This window comes from Marinomonas sp. 15G6-16 (genome assembly GCF_055809555.1).
This window is the reverse complement of sequence record NZ_CM147916.1, coordinates 1128240-1143507: the sequence shown is the minus strand read 5'-3', so window position 1 is coordinate 1143507 and position 15268 is coordinate 1128240. Positions and strand designations below refer to the sequence as shown.

Below are 15268 nucleotides of genomic sequence, written 5' to 3'. Positions count from 1 at the left end.
AAAAAAAGCCGCTGATGATTGCATCAGCGGCTGATATTTATTTAGGCAGATTATCTTCAAGCCAAGAGATTGCTTCAGGGTAAGGGGAAGGTAGATTTAACTCTGTCAGAGCGCTACGTAAAATAGCGAGTTCATTGGAACAGAAGTTCAAATGGCCGACTTTGCGACCAGGCCTTACTTCTTTTTTATACCAGTAAAGTTCTAAGCTTTTTATTTTTAACCAGTCATAGTTGAGGTCTACACCGATTAAGTTAACCATCATACTTTGGCTTTTAACTTCTGCTTGAGCCAGAGGCAAGCCTGTAACTGCTCTAACGTGGTTTTCAAACTGATTAACACTTGCTCCTGCTTGAGTCCAATGTCCACTGTTATGAACTCTAGGTGCAAGCTCATTGATGAGTAATTCATCTCCAACACGGAAACACTCCATCGCCATTACGCCTACATAATCTAATGTATCCATCAGCTTACTAAGCATTTCTTCTGCTTTAGCTTGAAGTGGTTTTAGGCGCTCTAGAGGAGAAATGGAAGCGTACAAAATACCATTAATATGTAGGTTAAGCGTTAAAGGGTAAAAATGCTTTTCTCCATTTTTGCCTCTTACACCAACAATAGACACTTCTTCATCAAAGTTGATTGCCTGCTCTGCGATAGCACAACCTTTCCAATCTTCCGGTATTTCTATTGATTCAGATTGTTTTAACCAATATTGCCCTTTGCCGTCATATCCGCCACGACGTTGCTTCATCAACACTCTATCGCCAAGGGTTTTATATGCGTATTCAGCTGTTGAATCACTTTTTACTGGAAACCATGGCGCTGTGGCAAGATCGAGGCGATCTAGCCATTGCTTTTGTGTTAAACGGTCTGCTAATTGAGGGAATGTCGTTAAGTTAATAAAATTGTTATGTGTTGCAAGTTGTTTAGTGGCAACAGTTTCAGGCCACTCTTCTCTTTCTGCTGTTACTATGTCGCTTTCTTGCAAAGGCAGTGTTTCTGTTGATTCAATATCTACAGGACGAACATCGACACCAAGAGGAGTGCCAGCTTGTTTTAGCATAGCGCCTAATTGACCTGCTCCTAATACCCATAAAACTGACATATATTAAGCCTCTCTTGGGTCCGGGTTCGCTAAAACTGTATTGGTTTGATCTGCTCTGAATTTCTCTATTCTTGCTGATAACTCAGGGTTTGATGTAGCAAGAATTTGACAGGCCAGTAAGCCTGCGTTGAAGGCTCCAGCGCTTCCAATTGCTAATGTTCCTACAGCAACACCCTTAGGCATTTGGGCTATAGATAATAGACTGTCCATACCGTTTAATGCTTTGCTTTGAACTGGTACACCTAAGACTGGAAGGCTCGTGTGTGCGGCAACCATGCCAGGTAGGTGAGCAGCGCCACCCGCACCACCAATGATGACTTTGAAGCCATTTTTGATAGCATTTTCTGAAAACTCGGTAAGTTTAGCGGGAGTTCGGTGAGCAGAAACTACTTCGACATGATAACTAACACCAAGAAGGTCCATGATTTCAGCGGCGCCTTCCATTGTGGCCCAATCACTTTTTGATCCCATTATAAGGGCAACTTCAGCTTGCAAAATATTTCTCCTGTCGATGGTATCCAACGTGGTGTTTGAGAGGGGAGGTACGTTGAATTTATTTGTCTTTAGATGAAAATTTCATCAAATAATAATGGCCGCTAATATAGCCGATTTTGAGTCAAACCGCGAGTATTGAGGAGGGTATAAAAAAGAAGAGCGACTTAAAGTCGCTCTTGAAGATATTTATCGTAATCGGGAACTTGTCGTTCAAACTCACTTTCGAATAAAGGTGACGATACAAGAAAGTTAGCTGAAGCTACGCTACATGCAATTGGAATATTCCAAACCGCAGCAACTCGAAGCAAGGCCTTAATATCTGGATCATGAGGCATTGGCTCGAAAGGGTCCCAAAAGAAAATCAGCACATCAATTTTTCCTTCAGCTATCAAGCCTCCTAATTGCTGATCCCCACCAAGAGGGCCGCTAATAAGAGATTGAACCGGAACATTTAATTGCTTTTGCATTAAATTCCCAGTAGTGCCTGTCGCTAATAGATTATGTTTGATTAGCTTGTCTTTGTGTTTCTCAGCCCAATCAATGAGTGCTGGCTTCATATTGTCATGAGCCACCAGAGCGACGTTTTTACGCTCTGGTGTTGTGATGGTTTTTTGTTGCAGTTGCACTGTTTAACCCTTCACTTGATTATTCTTTTACATCACCAACTTTCACGATTTTCATCATATTAGTTGTACCGTAGCTAACTAGGTGATCGCCTTTTGTCACGATAACTAGGTCGCCGTCTTTAATCAAGTTCAGCGATTTAACATGGTCAACCAAACCTGCAACGATAGTATCTACGTTAAACTCTTGAGAAGAGAAAGACACAGGCGTTACACCACGATAAAGATTTACTTTATTTAGTGTTTCTTGGTTTGGAGAAAGTGCATAAATAGGCAAGCCAGAACTAATGCGAGACATTAGAAGTGGAGTTGTACCTGATTCAGTTAAGCTGATGATGGCTTTTACACCTTCTAAATGGTTAGCTGCATACATAGCTGACATTGCAATGGTTTCATCAACATCTGTAAAAGTAACATCTAGACGATGGCTAGAACGGCTGATTGCAGGTTGCTTCTCAGCACCTAAACAAACGCGATTCATTGTTTGAATTACTTCAACTGGGTATGCACCAGCTGCCGTTTCTGCAGACAACATAACGGCGTCAGTACCATCAAGAACAGCATTAGCTACGTCAAATACTTCAGCACGCGTAGGCATTGCGCTTGTGATCATGGTTTCCATCATTTGCGTTGCAGTGATTACTGGACGGTTCAATTGACGGCAGCGTTTGATCATGTGTTTTTGAACGCCAATCAGTTCGGCATCACCAATTTCAACACCCAAATCACCACGAGCCACCATGACAGCGTCAGAAGCAAGAATAATGTCATCTAGAGTTTCGTTATCTGCAACGGCTTCAGCTCGTTCTACTTTAGAAACGATGCCAGCTTTTAAGCCTGCAGCTTCTGCCAATGAGCGTGCTTCGTGTAGATCTGCAGCGCTTCGAGGGAAGGAAACAGCTAAGTAGTCTGCTTTTAATGCTGCAGCAGTGATGATGTCTTCTTTATCTTTTTCAGTCAGAGCGGCAGCAGATAAACCACCACCTTGGCGGTTAATGCCTTTGTTGTTAGACAATGGTCCACCAACAAGTACTTTAGTAATAACCTCAGTGCCTTTTACTTCAATAACTTCAAGTACCACTCGGCCATCATCAAGAAGCAAGACGTTACCTGGTTCAGAGTCTTCTGCAAGTTGAGGGTAGTCGATACCAACTCGGTTTTCATCGCCAGCATTTTTATCAAAGCCAACGTCTAGAATAAATTGTGCGCCATCCTTGAGTTCAACTTTAGTATTTTTGAAGCGAGCAATACGTATTTTTGGTCCTTGTAGGTCTCCAAGAATAGCGATGTGGCGGTTGTTCTTTTTCGCCATAGCTCGAACAACTTCAGCTCGGTTGATATGGTCTTCCGGTTGACCATGAGAGAAGTTAAGACGGAAAACGTTTGCACCAGCTAAGATCAATTTTTCGATCATTTCTGGTGAACTAGAAGCTGGACCTAAAGTTGCAACAATTTTTGTTCTGCGAGTCATTTTATTTACCAAAGGTTATAAACTTGAAGAGAAGTACATGAAACGACAAAGGCTGCTAAAGCAGCCTTTGTGCTATATCAACTATTTTGCATTCATCAATGCAATAGTGTTGTCGAGCATGCGGTTTGAGAAGCCCCACTCGTTGTCATACCAAGCCATAATCTTCACTAGCTTACCTTGAACACGCGTTTGTGTTGCATCAAAGTTAGATGTGAATGTGCTGTGGTTAAAGTCAGAAGAAACAAGAGGATCATGATTAACTTGCAATACTTGAGCAAGAACTGGATCCGCTTTGATTGCATCTTCAATGATGCCGTTTACTTCTTCTACAGACGTTTCGCGTGGCGCCAAGAAAGTTAAATCAACAAGAGATACGTTGATTGTTGGAACGCGTACAGCCATACCATCGAATTTACCAACTAGCTCAGGAACAACAAGACCTACAGCGGCAGCAGCACCTGTTTTACTTGGAATCATGTTCATTGCAGCAGCACGAGCACGGTAAAGGTCTTCGTGATATACGTCAGATAGACGCTGATCGTTTGTGTAAGCGTGGATAGTTGTCATCAAACCGCTTTCAATACCTAACTTGTCGCTTAGTGGCTTAGCAACAGGTGCTAGACAGTTTGTAGTACAAGAAGCGTTAGAAATAACAGTCATATCAGATGTTAGTACGTTTTGGTTAACACCGTACACAACAGTAGCGTCAACTTCTTTACCTGGTGCTGAAATGATAACTTTTTTAGCGCCAGCGCTGATGTGAGCACTTGCTTTTTCTTTCGTTGTAAAGAAACCAGTACATTCGTATACAACATCAACACCCAACTCAGCCCAAGGAAGGTCTGCAGGGTTACGCTCAGAAAATGTGCGGATTTTATCTTTGTTTACATACAAAGCTTCGTCGTCAAAAGTAACTTCTTCGCTGAAACGGCCATGAACTGTGTCGTATTTTGTCAGGTGAGCATTGGTTTTTGAATCGCCAAGATCGTTGATCGCAACAATCTCAATTTGATCACGTTTACCAGACTCATATAAAGCTCGAAGAGTGTTGCGTCCGATACGGCCATAACCGTTGATAGCTACCTTAATTGTCATACTTACCTCTAAAATAGTGCGAAAATTACTGAATATTCAAACTTGAGCGTTCAGTGTTTGGTCTTGTTCTTTGATGTAAAAATACTACAGAAGTAAATTTTTACGCAAGGATTAGTAACAAATCCTTCTCAGCTTGACTATATTTTAATCATACCATGGCTTGTTAACCATATTACCTTTAATTGTATTACAAAAGCATTGCAATTGCTGAGATATTTTAGCCGAAATAACGACTATTAGATCTATTTATGTAAAAAAATTACATATTTTTCGTTTGAATCTGGGTTTTTGATAAATTTATAGGTAACTATTGCTAAAAATGTAGTAATATTACGAAACTAGTCAGAACAGATGATCACAAAAATAAATGAATTCAAAAACGGAGAGAGGCATGAATCCGATTGTTGCGAAGGTAACTAACGACATCATTGAGCGAAGTAAAACACTGCGTAAACAATATCTTACGGACATGAAAAAGGCTGAAGAACAAGGCCCGCATCGTGGAAAATTGTCATGTGGTAATTTAGCTCATGGCTTCGCAGCGTGTCAGCCTCAGGAAAAGCAGAAATTAACATTAATGGAAGCGGCTAATATAGGCATTGTTTCTTCATATAATGACATGCTTTCCGCTCACCAGCCTTATGAAGCTTATCCAAGTCAAATTAAAGCTGCCGTTCAAGAAATGGGGTCGATTGCACAATTCGCGGGCGGTGTTCCAGCTATGTGTGATGGCGTGACTCAAGGGCAGGACGGCATGGAGCTGAGTCTTTTTAGTCGTGACAACATTGCTCAGGGTGCGGCTATTGCTCTATCCCACAATATGTTTGATGCTGCTGTGTATCTAGGTATTTGTGACAAAATTGTTCCAGGTTTATTAATTGCAGCTTTGCGTTTTGGTCATCTCCCTTCTTTATTTATTCCTGCTGGCCCAATGCCATCCGGTATTACCAATGCTGAGAAAGCGGCGGTTCGTCAAAGATACGCTCAAGGTCAGGCGACAAGAGATGAGCTACTAGAAGCCGAGTCTTCTTCTTATCACAGTGCAGGTACTTGTACTTTTTACGGTACAGCGAACTCAAATCAGTTGCTTGTTGAAATGATGGGACTACAACTACCAGGTTCTTCTTTTGTGAACCCAGATAATCCTTTGCGTCCTGCTTTGACAAAATACGCTTCGCAGCTTTCAACTAAGATTACGGCATTAGGTCGAGATTACCGTCCTTTGTACGAAGTCATTGATGAGCGCAGTATCGTGAACTCCATTGTTGGCTTATTAGCAACAGGCGGCTCAACCAACCATACAATGCACATTGTTGCCTATGCGCGCGCGGCAGGCATTATTGTTACTTGGGATGATTTTTCAGCGTTATCGAAAGTTGTGCCATTAATGACACGTATTTACCCTAATGGCTTGGCTGACATTAACCATTTCCACGCAGCTGGCGGTATGGCTTACCTTGTGAAACAACTATTGAAAGGTGGTTTGTTGCATGAAGATGTGAATACCATCGTAGGTAAGGGTTTGTCACATTACACCAAGGAACCATTTTTGGATGGCGAAGAATTGGTGTGGCGCGAAGGGCCAGAAAGTAGCTTGGACGAAGAAGTTATTCGTCCGATTGAAAACCCATTTAGTGCCGAAGGTGGCTTGTCTTTATTGAAAGGTAATCTTGGTCGTTCAGTTATTAAGGTATCTGCTGTAAAAGAAGAGAACCGAGTAATTGAAGCTCCAGCGGCTGTTTTTCATAGTCAAAACGAATTGGCAGAAGCGATTGGCAGTGGCCAGCTAAAACGCGATTGTGTGGCTGTTGTACGCTTCCAAGGGCCAAAAGCTCTAGGCATGCCAGAGCTACATAAATTGACGCCTTTCTTAGGGAATTTACAAGACCAAGGTTACAAGGTTGCTTTAGTGACTGATGGTCGAATGTCAGGCGCTTCCGGTAAAGTACCAGCGGCCATTCACTTAACGCCAGAAGCATTGGCTGGCGGTTTGATCGCGAAGATCCAAGACGGTGATTTGGTTCGTTTAGATGCAAATGAAGGCACTTTATCTGTATTGATTTCTGATGAAGAACTGAACAATCGAGTGGCAGCAACACAAGACCTGTCTGATTCGCACCAAGGTATGGGGCGTGAGTTGTTTAGCGCGCAGCGTATTTTAGTGAGTGGTGCTGAGCAAGGTGCTTGTAGCTTATTTAATGATTAGTGTTTCCTCTGATTACTAACGTCTTGTTAGTAAACTGGTGTTTTGGGGCTTATTTAAGCCCCTTTTTTTGCCTATAAAAAAGCCCGAACCAATTATTTGGTTCGGGCTTTTGAATCTAAAGAGCAAATTAATTGTCTTAAGAGAATGGATTAATCCATTGTCTTAAGTGCTTCTTCGTAATCATCAAACGTTTTGGTCACTGACTCTTCTGGTGCGCCAGTAGCAATGCTGACAATGATTATTGCAAGGCTTGATAAGATAAAGCCTGGAAGGATTTCGTATAAATCGAAAATACCACCAGATAGTTGCTTCCATACGACAACAGTAACACCGCCAATGATAATACCGGCAAGTGCGCCATTTCTGTTCATGTTACGCCAGAATAGACTCAATAAAATAGCAGGGCCAAATGCCGCACCAAAACCAGCCCAAGCGTAAGAAACCAGACCAAGAACCGAGCTTTCAGGGTTTAATGCAAGGAACAGCGCAACCACAGAAATCATAACAACAGCGAGGCGGCCAACTTTTACGATTTGCTCCTGTGTTGCGTCTTTATTGAAAAGTTGTTTGTAGAAATCTTCTGCCAGTGCTGAAGAGGACACTAATAGTTGTGAATCAGCCGTACTCATAATGGCAGCTAAGATAGCGGCTAATAAGATGCCTGCAACAACAGGGTGGAAAATAGCATTCACTAAAATCATAAAGATTTTTTCAGAGTCTGCTAAGTTGCCAGCTAGGTTAGTGTCAACATAAGAGATGCCAACCAGACCAATTAACAAAGCGCCAATCATGGAAATCAACGTCCAAGAAACAGCAATATAGCGAGCGGTTTTCACGTCTTTGTTAGAGCGAGATGCTTTAAATCGAGCCAAAATATGTGGCTGCCCAAAGTAACCTAATCCCCATGCAACAAGAGAGATAATAGCAATAGCGCTTAAAGGTTCGCCGCTGACATTAGTCCAGATGTTTAGTAGCTCTGGGTTCTTTGTCATTAATGTATCTGAAAGTTGTGACCAGCTCCCATCAAGCGCAATGATAGGAACAATCACCAAAGCGGCGCTCATCATCAAGCCTTGAACTAAATCTGTCCAAGCAACAGCTAAGAAGCCGCCAAATAATGTGTAGGAAACCACGCAAACTGTTCCGATAACCACAGCGTATGTGTAATCTAAGCCAAATACAGTTTCAAATAACTTACCGCCTGCCACTAAGCCAGAGCTTGTGTAGAACAAGAAGAAAAGCAAAATGAATAAAGCAGAAATAGTCTGAATCAGTTTCGATTTATCATTGAAACGAGTGGATAGGAAGTCGGGTAACGTCAGAGCGTTATTGGCTTTGATACTGTATGTGCGTAAGCGTTTTGCACACAACAACCAGTTTAGCCATGTACCAACAAGTAAGCCGCCAGCGATCCAAATAGACTCCAAACCTGCTGCATAGGCGTAGCCAGGTAAACCAAGCAAAAGCCAACCGCTCATGTCTGATGCGCCTGCTGAAAGTGCTGTAGGCCAAGGGCCCAATGATCTTCCACCTAGAAAGTAATCTTCTGAGCTGGAGGTGAGTTTATAAGCGTACAGTCCAATGCCTAGCATAACGACTAAATAAGCTAGGAATGTAAAACTGATCGCGTAGCTGCTTTCTATCATTGTTATTTTCCTTTATTGAAAATGTGTGGATGAAACGGTCTGTGAATGACGACGTGACACATCAGGTCACTTTATGGTGTAAGTCACTAGTGCGTACTTAACACGGTGGATAAAAGATGCCATTCGGACCTCACCCTAAAGAGTGGTATGGCGTTATCTTTATTCTGAGAGTCATTGATTTTTAATGTCCAAATCACCATAGCCTTGTAAAAACTGTGAATTGTTTTGGACTCATTTCAAGACGAACCGTGATTCTAGGTGGCTGAGGTAGGATAATCTTTCAAAATCCTCTGACAAAGTTGTAAAAAAGTCGGGCAAATTGCTTTGAGTTGTATGTAATGCTCGAAAAGTTCTTTAAATCGAACAAGATAAGCTGCCAAAAACATTTGTCCATGACGCAAAAAAGGAAGAATGCAAAGCACTCTTCCTTTTCGTTTAACCATCATTTGAGTGGTTTATTTGTTGTCTATCTTTGGCAAGCGAGTGTCTTGAACGCTTTGTTTAAGCTTTTTCAAGTGCGCATTAAATTCAGGACCACGTTTCAATAGAACACCAGTTGCAAGAGCGTCTATCAAGGTAAGATAGACAATACGAGAACTCATTGGTGTATAAATATCCGTGTCTTCTGTTTCCTCGATTGGTAACACAATAGAGCAGTGTTCCGTGAGAGGAGAGTTTGGATTGGTAATGCCGATAACAGATGCGCCGGTTTCTCGTGCAACGCGTGCTGTTTCAATCAATGGCAAAGTGCGACCTGTATAAGAAATAATAACAACAGCATCACCTGGGTGAGTGCCTGCTGCCGCCATGCGTTGTACTAAAATGTCTGTGTAAGCAACAACTGGCATATTTAAGCGGAAAAACTTGTGGTGAGCATCTTGAGCAACAGGTCCAGAAGCGCCTAAGCCGTAAAACTCAATTCGACGAGCTTGAGCTAGTACGTCAACAGCACGACTAATTAAAGACTCAGGAAGAATTTCTTGTGCTCGAGTTAGGTTGCTTTTTGCCGCTTCAAAAATTTTCGTAGTGACTGCGCCAGGAGCGTCATCTGGTTCTACGTTTAAATTCACATAAGGCGTGCCCGTTGCCAAGCTTTGAGCAAGGGATACTTTGAAATCAGGGAAGCCGCTACCAATCAAGCTACGACAAAATCGATTCACTGTAGGTTCACTAACTTCAGCCCGTGCTGCAAGTTTTGCGATACTAGAATGTATGGTGGTTTTTGGGTCGGCAAGAATCGCTTCAGCTACTTTTCGCTCAGATTTGCTTAAGGTGCTTAGGCGTTCTTGTATCTTACGAATAATGTCTTCGTGTTTATTCATCTATCTGCTTCAATTTTGTCTATTGACTCGAATGGCTCAGTTGTTCATTCTGACAGCCACATACAATTCTGGCAATAAAATCATTATAAATGAACGCACTATCTGAATATTTTGTGGAAATAGGCAAGCTATTGCCAAACCTTTCTAAGGTCGAAGCCACTTTATTGACTGAAGGCTTTTCAAATAAGGTGTATTTACTGAGTGTGGAGCAGGTTCCTCGCTTTGTATTACGCATTCCATGCATCGATTGCGATGCTTTTTTTGTGAATCGTATGGCTGAGATCAGTGCACTTAAACAAGCGGCTTCTATGGAGTTATCACCGGGAGTTGTTTGGACAAATGATGAAGGAGGGATTGTTTGTGAGTTTGCCTCACAACCGACAATGGATTGGTCGGTAAATCATAAAAATGAGGATGTAAAACGCATTGCTCAGGCGCTTGCTAAAACCCATAAACTTGCTGTGGTTGATCATGAATACAATGTGTTTGATGTGATAGATCATTACCTGAAGCAAATTCAGGGTTTTGTGTTAAATAACGAGTTACTTAGTCGTGAATATGAATATCTTTTAGATTGTTTTCAGGAATTAACTCAGCCTCGTTTTTTGCTGCCTTTTGCGCTTTGTCATAATGATTTAAACCCTAAAAATATTTTAATGGACGATGATGTCTTGTGGTTGATTGACTGGGAATACGCTGGCGTTGGCGATCCTTTGTTCGATCTTGCTGTTGTTGCGAAATCCCATAATTTAAACGATGAGCAAATAGAAATTCTGTTATCGACGTATCAGGCGAGTTTGCCCTTGCAAGAAGCAAGATTAGCCATTCATACCTATAAACAGTGTTACGCTTTACGAGAAATGGCTTGGCTGTTTTTAAAGCACCTAATAGATTCAGAAGATAAAATGGCATTGAAGCAGTACTTTGAATTTAAGACGTCGCCAGAGCTAAACACTTTTAACCTATAAGAAAAATGAAGCAGATTAAATGAATGAGAACACAGTAACAGTAAAAAGCTGGCATGAAGATTTAGCAGACGAGTTAAATCAGGATTATATGCAATCCTTATTGGCTTTTTTATCAGCAGAGAAAGCCGCTTGTACAATTTATCCTGATGAGAGCCAATATTTTTCTGCGTTAAAAGCAACGCCTTTTCACAAAGTGAAAGTCGTGATACTTGGTCAAGATCCTTATCATGGCGAAGGCCAAGCTCACGGTTTGTCTTTTTCCGTACAACCGGGAGTAAAGGTGCCACCTTCTTTGGTGAATATGTACAAAGAGCTTGAAACGGATTTAGGTATTCCCCCTGCAACTCATGGTTATTTGGAGCAATGGGCAGAGCAGGGCGTTTTGCTGTTAAACAGCGTTTTGACAGTCGAAGCAGGCAAAGCGGGCTCTCACCAAAATAAAGGTTGGGAAGCCTTTACGGATAAGATCATTGCTTTGATAAATGAACAACACCAAGGTGTAGTGTTTATGTTGTGGGGCGCTTACGCGCAGAAAAAAGGCAAAGAAATTGATCGTGATAAACACTGTGTTTTAGAAACGGTTCATCCTTCGCCTTTATCGGCTTATCGTGGTTTCTTCGGGTGCCAGCACTTTTCTAAGGCGAATCATTATTTAAGTGAGCAAGGAAAAACACCAATTCAATGGGCTTTAAATCCGATTGAATTGGCTGAAACAGGACAAGTTGAATTGCCTTTTTGATCAGTTGACGCTGTCGATGGAATAAGGCAAGGATAGGTGATTGATGGTTTGGTTATCTATTAAGAAACCATCGATTTCACTTGGGTCAGTATTGATAATAGCTTGTGCTAAATATCCATTGGATAAAGCCGCGGCTTTGATGACTTGCCCAACGTTTTTGCCTTCTTTATCTAGAATGTCTTGGTTTGTTTCCATTGGGGTTTCCGACTGAAAAAGTGCGAGCGCTGTTTTTTGGATTTCCCTCTATATTGCATTCTCGCGACAATTTCTTGTCCTGTATAACAACCTTTTGTGAAGCTAATACCGCCGGTTCTTTGCATGTTTAACCATTGTGGCAAGATGGTTTCACTTTGTTCTAGGTTGATCACTGGACGAGCAGACAGTATTTCGAGCGCTGCGAGTTCTTGGTTTTGCTCTTCTATTTTGTTGCTTGAGTCGGTAAGTAGCCATTGAACGGTAATTGGATACTGGCTAACCGTTAGATTGATTCCATTATCACTTGTAATAGTGGGCAGTTTCTCTGTAAGTGTTTCTGGTGCGGATTCAACAGAAGCCATTGTTAATCTTGAATACAAGTGAAAATGTTCACTTTCATCTGATAATTCAGCCTTAAAGAAAACAGCGTACTTTTTTAAATGTAGTAATGTCTTTTCTACTAGGTCCGCACTCATTAGCATCAGCACGTCGTCGTTGTTTTGGACGAGATAGAAATTCGTGATAATCCGTCCTTTGATGCTGCATATTGCACCATAGAGTGCATCAGTTTGAGTAAGCTTATTGATGTCGCAGGTAATTTGACCTTGTAAGAATTTCTTTGCATCTGGTCCCGCTGCCTTAAGCACTCCAATCTTTTGTTGAGCAATAACCTCTTTATTTTGTAATAGGGATGTCATTGTGTCGTTAAATGAAGTCATATCATGATTTCCAAAAGTAGAGTTGCAGCAGATTAATTCGGTAATGTATCAGTAATGGCTATTTCTGTATTTTCAATAGGTATGAAAGAATGATTTCATTATGATGGCACGCTTATTGGTCGAATATCCACAGCCCAGTTGTCGCGTCAGTTTCACTTAGTATCTTTAATGAGATGAGTATAGGTATGTATTTAGGTCTTGATCTTGGAACTTCGGGTTTAAAAGGCGTCATAATTGACGAAAAAGGAAATGTATTAGCGCAGGAGTCTGCTTCTTTATTGACTGGCTCACCTTTTCCAACTTGGTCAGAGCAAGACCCTTTATCTTGGTGGCAAGCGTGTGTTGATGTTATTGAGCAATTACAGCAGCGCTTTGATTTGGCTAAGCTGAAAGCGGTAGGTTTATCTGGACAAATGCATGGTGCCACTTTATTGGATAAAGATGGCAATGTTTTACGTCCTTGCATCTTGTGGAACGACGGTCGAAGTCAGGCACAATGTCAGGCTTTAATGGAAGAATATCCAGACTTAATTGAACGCTCCGGGAATCTTGCTATGTCCGGCTTTACTGCACCTAAGATACGCTGGGTACAAGAGAATGAGCCAGATATTTTTGAAAAGCTTGCGTTCGTATTGTTACCTAAAGATTACATTGCATATCGACTAACTGGCTTTATGTCTTCTGATTGCTCAGACGCCGCAGGTACCTTGTGGCTCAATCCAGAGACTCGCCAATGGGATGATATATTGTTAGCCGCAACGGGTTTAACTAAAAGCAACATGCCAAAGGTTTATGAAGGTTGTGCTCTTGTGGGAGAGTTATCCACTGATGTTGCCAATGAACTAGGCTTGCCTAAGTTACCGCTGGTTGCTGGGGCTGGGGATAATGCAGCTGGAGCCGTTGGTATGGGTGTAACGAATCCAGAGCAAGGCTTTATCTCTCTAGGGACATCTGGCGTCTATTTCACCGTAAGTGAATCCCATAAAGCGAATCCCCAAAACACAGTGCATGCGTTTTGCCATGCTTTACCGAATCGTTGGCATCAAATGGGAGTGACATTAAGTGCGGCGAACTCATTGGCTTGGTTTGCCAAGCTGGTGGATAAAACTGTTCCTGAGTTGTTAGATTCTCTAGAAGAGTCTGATGTACAGAAAACCAATGTTGTGTTTCTTCCTTATTTAAATGGTGAGCGTACGCCTCATAATGATCCTCTGGCAAACGGCCAATTTGTTGGACTTGTTAACTCCTCAAGTAGAGAGGAAATGACGTTAGCGATTTTAGAAGGTGTGGCGTTTTCTCTGCTGGATTGCCAAAATGCGTTAATGAGTGCGGGCAGTAAAGTGAGTGAGTTATCACTCATTGGAGGAGGTGCGCGTTCTGCTATGTGGCGTCAAATTATAGCGAATGTTCTTGAGAAACGATTAATTTACCGTGATGGTGGCGATGTGGGTCCTGGTTTGGGTGCCGCAAGGTTGGCATTATTGGGCGAGCAGCAAAGCCAAGGGAAAGATATCGAGTGGCTTATAAAAGAATATTGCACTATGCCAGAAGTTCTAGAAACTCATGAGCCTGATGCAACAACGGCTGAGTATTATAAGAAGAAGTACGCTTTATTCCAAAAGCTTTATCAATCGACTCATATGCTTAATGCAGAGCTCATGACGTTATCGTCTATTTAACGTCTCTTTTAGTATGTGAAAACAAAAACGCCGCTTAATATTAAGCGGCGTTTTTTTGTGAATATTCGTTTAGGAATCAATGTGTAACGGTTGCTAAACCATCGATGCGAATGTTGCTTTGAGAGCGGAAATCTCTTGGTGTGACGCCTTTTAGTTCGTGAAAACGTCGGTTGAAATTAGCCACGTTGTTAAAGCCTACTTGGAAGCAGATGGTTGCAATTTGTTGGTCAGTTTCTGTTAGCAGGCTGCATGCACGACTGATTCGAACGCGATTTACGAATTCGATAAAACGGTTGCCAGTCGCTTTTTTAAAGAAGCGTGAAAAATGGCTATCTGACATACCAATTAAGCTAGCTACGCTGGAGAGCGTGATGTCTTGGCTGTAATTTTGTGAGACATAATCTACAACAGTATTGATTTTACGTTGCAATGTTTCATTGGATTTTAAGTCAATTTGTACTGTAGAAAGTAAGCGGTAATTTGGTGTTTTTGCCAGTTTTTGTAATAAAGGCAAAGCGACCATTAAGCGAGATAAACCACTGGTATCACGTACTTTTCTAAAAATATCTTTTAGATACTCCGGGTCTAGGTCAAAAAACTCGATGCCCGATTTTGCCTTAGCAAGCATAGGAAGAATTTCAGCGAGCTCAGGGATGATTTTCATACCATTTGAAAAAGATTCGTGATCAAAACGAATCAGCATATCGCGGGTTTCAACACTTTCTTGGTCGTTTTGGCAGATCCAATTATGGGGAAGCCTTGGCCCTGTTAAGATCAGTTGTCCGGGAGAGTAGTTACCAATAAAGTCACCAATAAATACTTTACCTGATGTCGCTACAATAAAATGAAGCTCGTAATCGTCATGGGCGTGCCAGCGAATAAGATCGCATGGATATCCATGTTCTTGATAGCGAATGGTTTCGTTGTCGTCGACAAGCTCATATTCTGGTGTGAGGCGTTTGGCTGTAGTGGTCATAGTACTTTCCCGTATTAACAAAACAAGGTACA

At 41.7% G+C, this 15268-nt stretch carries 14 protein-coding genes; 4 read left to right on the top strand and 10 right to left on the bottom strand.

What is annotated here, in order from left to right; genetic code table 11:
- Positions 1-37: 37 nt before the first annotated feature.
- The 5 genes from purK to gap all read right to left on the bottom strand — a co-directional run bounded on the left by purK (position 38) and on the right by gap (position 4786).
- Complete coding sequence (gene purK / locus AC0L46_RS05515; RefSeq protein ID WP_473506377.1) at positions 38-1102, bottom strand: 5-(carboxyamino)imidazole ribonucleotide synthase; 1065 nt, start codon at positions 1100-1102, stop codon at positions 38-40.
- 3 nt (positions 1103-1105) lie between these two features.
- Positions 1106-1597, bottom strand: a complete 492-nt coding sequence (gene purE, locus AC0L46_RS05510) for a 5-(carboxyamino)imidazole ribonucleotide mutase (RefSeq protein ID WP_473506375.1) — start codon at positions 1595-1597, stop codon at positions 1106-1108.
- A 164-nt stretch (positions 1598-1761) separates the two neighbouring features.
- Positions 1762-2217, bottom strand: coding sequence for a methylglyoxal synthase (locus AC0L46_RS05505; protein ID WP_414682717.1), 456 nt, complete (start codon positions 2215-2217; stop codon positions 1762-1764).
- 25 nt (positions 2218-2242) lie between these two features.
- Positions 2243-3691 carry a pyruvate kinase gene (gene pyk, locus AC0L46_RS05500; protein ID WP_473506373.1) on the bottom strand — a complete coding sequence of 483 codons (1449 nt, stop codon included), beginning with the start codon at positions 3689-3691 and terminating at the stop codon, positions 2243-2245.
- An 81-nt stretch (positions 3692-3772) separates the two neighbouring features.
- A complete protein-coding gene (gene gap / locus AC0L46_RS05495; protein ID WP_414682636.1) occupies positions 3773-4786 on the bottom strand; it encodes a type I glyceraldehyde-3-phosphate dehydrogenase in 1014 nt (337 codons plus the stop codon).
- A 391-nt stretch (positions 4787-5177) separates the two neighbouring features.
- On the opposite strand from gap, the gene edd reads away from it, so the two are divergent.
- Positions 5178-6992, top strand: a complete 1815-nt coding sequence (gene edd, locus AC0L46_RS05490) for a phosphogluconate dehydratase (protein WP_414682637.1) — start codon at positions 5178-5180, stop codon at positions 6990-6992.
- Between the two features lie 149 nt (positions 6993-7141).
- Here the strand turns inward: edd and putP are convergent, their stop codons facing one another.
- Together putP and hexR are read right to left on the bottom strand one after the other, a co-directional pair.
- Positions 7142-8638: a sodium/proline symporter PutP gene (gene putP, locus AC0L46_RS05485; RefSeq protein ID WP_473506370.1), complete on the bottom strand. Its 1497-nt coding sequence runs from the start codon at positions 8636-8638 to the stop codon at positions 7142-7144.
- 455 nt (positions 8639-9093) lie between these two features.
- The gene (gene hexR / locus AC0L46_RS05480) at positions 9094-9960 is read right to left on the bottom strand and encodes a transcriptional regulator HexR (protein ID WP_414682639.1); all 867 of its coding nucleotides are present in this window, start codon (positions 9958-9960) and stop codon (positions 9094-9096) included.
- 89 nt (positions 9961-10049) lie between these two features.
- Here hexR and AC0L46_RS05475 point away from each other — a divergent pair, with 89 nt between their 5' ends.
- Together AC0L46_RS05475 and ung are read left to right on the top strand one after the other, a co-directional pair.
- On the top strand, positions 10050-10928 hold the full coding sequence (locus AC0L46_RS05475; RefSeq protein ID WP_473506368.1) for a phosphotransferase: 879 nt from the start codon (positions 10050-10052) through the stop codon (positions 10926-10928).
- A gap of 19 nt (positions 10929-10947) precedes the next feature.
- Positions 10948-11667 (top strand): uracil-DNA glycosylase, encoded by a 720-nt coding sequence (gene ung / locus AC0L46_RS05470; protein WP_473506366.1) that lies wholly within the window; start codon positions 10948-10950, stop codon positions 11665-11667.
- On the opposite strand, the gene AC0L46_RS05465 is transcribed toward ung, so the two are convergent.
- On the bottom strand, positions 11668-11862 hold the full coding sequence (locus AC0L46_RS05465; protein WP_473506364.1) for a hypothetical protein: 195 nt from the start codon (positions 11860-11862) through the stop codon (positions 11668-11670). It abuts the gene before it with no gap.
- Entirely contained in the window at positions 11838-12581 is a 744-nt protein-coding gene (gene ygfZ / locus AC0L46_RS05460) for a CAF17-like 4Fe-4S cluster assembly/insertion protein YgfZ (protein ID WP_473506362.1), read from the bottom strand. The genes AC0L46_RS05465 and ygfZ overlap by 25 nt, the downstream gene beginning before the upstream one ends.
- 185 nt (positions 12582-12766) lie before the next feature.
- Here ygfZ and xylB point away from each other — a divergent pair, with 185 nt between their 5' ends.
- A complete protein-coding gene (gene xylB / locus AC0L46_RS05455) occupies positions 12767-14260 on the top strand; it encodes a xylulokinase (protein ID WP_473506360.1) in 1494 nt (497 codons plus the stop codon).
- A 76-nt stretch (positions 14261-14336) separates the two neighbouring features.
- Here the strand turns inward: xylB and AC0L46_RS05450 are convergent, their stop codons facing one another.
- Positions 14337-15236 carry an AraC family transcriptional regulator gene (locus AC0L46_RS05450; protein WP_473506358.1) on the bottom strand — a complete coding sequence of 300 codons (900 nt, stop codon included), beginning with the start codon at positions 15234-15236 and terminating at the stop codon, positions 14337-14339.
- Positions 15237-15268: the final 32 nt, after the last annotated feature.

Excerpts from the sequence above, each read along its gene's own strand:
- AC0L46_RS05465 (WP_473506364.1), bottom strand. The coding sequence starts at position 11,862 with ATGGAAACAAACCAAGACATTCTAGATAAAGAAGGCAAAAACGTTGGG.
- AC0L46_RS05475 (WP_473506368.1), top strand. The coding sequence starts at position 10,050 with ATGAACGCACTATCTGAATATTTTGTGGAAATAGGCAAGCTATTGCCA.
- ygfZ (WP_473506362.1), bottom strand. The coding sequence starts at position 12,581 with ATGACTTCATTTAACGACACAATGACATCCCTATTACAAAATAAAGAG.
- pyk (WP_473506373.1), bottom strand. The coding sequence starts at position 3,691 with ATGACTCGCAGAACAAAAATTGTTGCAACTTTAGGTCCAGCTTCTAGT.
- ung (WP_473506366.1), top strand. The coding sequence starts at position 10,948 with ATGAATGAGAACACAGTAACAGTAAAAAGCTGGCATGAAGATTTAGCA.
- putP (WP_473506370.1), bottom strand. The coding sequence starts at position 8,638 with ATGATAGAAAGCAGCTACGCGATCAGTTTTACATTCCTAGCTTATTTA.
- xylB (WP_473506360.1), top strand. The coding sequence starts at position 12,767 with ATGTATTTAGGTCTTGATCTTGGAACTTCGGGTTTAAAAGGCGTCATA.
- gap (WP_414682636.1), bottom strand. The coding sequence starts at position 4,786 with ATGACAATTAAGGTAGCTATCAACGGTTATGGCCGTATCGGACGCAAC.
- edd (WP_414682637.1), top strand. The coding sequence starts at position 5,178 with ATGAATCCGATTGTTGCGAAGGTAACTAACGACATCATTGAGCGAAGT.
- hexR (WP_414682639.1), bottom strand. The coding sequence starts at position 9,960 with ATGAATAAACACGAAGACATTATTCGTAAGATACAAGAACGCCTAAGC.
- purK (WP_473506377.1), bottom strand. The coding sequence starts at position 1,102 with ATGTCAGTTTTATGGGTATTAGGAGCAGGTCAATTAGGCGCTATGCTA.
- AC0L46_RS05450 (WP_473506358.1), bottom strand. The coding sequence starts at position 15,236 with ATGACCACTACAGCCAAACGCCTCACACCAGAATATGAGCTTGTCGAC.